The 672-nt window shown below is 62.6% G+C and carries 1 protein-coding gene; it reads left to right on the forward strand.

The window, feature by feature from the left end:
* The coding region (locus ACR52_RS30855) for an Ig-like domain-containing protein (RefSeq protein ID WP_201779009.1) at nt 1-672 on the forward strand (672 nt) is incomplete at both ends.

Genomic DNA, 672 nt, shown 5'->3' on the forward strand with positions numbered 1-672 from the left:
GTGCTGACCTCGCCAGCCGCCAACGGCACTATCACCGTGACCCCGGTCAACGATGCGCCAGTAGCCGTTGCGACCACCGGCAGCGGTGCTGAAGACCCAAGCGTAGGCATCGCGGTCAAGTTGAGCGCGACCGACGTAGACGGCCTGGCGAACGTTAAGTCGTTCACCGTCGGCACGCCTAGCAACGGTACGTTCTACACCGACGCCGCCATGACCAAACCGGTTACCGGTAGCATCGCGGCCACCAACGGTGAGGCGACGGTGTACTTCAAGCCGAACCTGAACTTCAACGGCACGGCCAACTTCACGTACACCGCGACCGACAGCGGCAACGCTGACGGCACTAACCCGCTGACCTCGCCAGCCGCCAACGGCACTATCACCGTGACCCCGGTCAACGATGCGCCAGTAGCCGTTGCGACCACCGGCAGCGGTGCTGAAGACCCAAGCGTAGGCATCGCGGTCAAGTTGAGCGCGACCGACGTAGACGGCCTGGCGAACGTTAAATCGTTCACCGTCGGCACGCCTAGCAACGGCACGTTCTACACCGACGCCGCCATGACCAAACCGGTTACTGGCGCCATCGATGCAACCAACGGCGAAGCGACGCTGTACTTCAAGCCGAACACCAACTTCAACGGCACCGCGAACTTCACGTACACCGCGACTGAC

It is taken from the genome of Pseudomonas fildesensis (genome assembly GCF_001050345.1).
In the GTDB taxonomy this organism is placed as follows: domain Bacteria; phylum Pseudomonadota; class Gammaproteobacteria; order Pseudomonadales; family Pseudomonadaceae; genus Aquipseudomonas; species Aquipseudomonas fildesensis.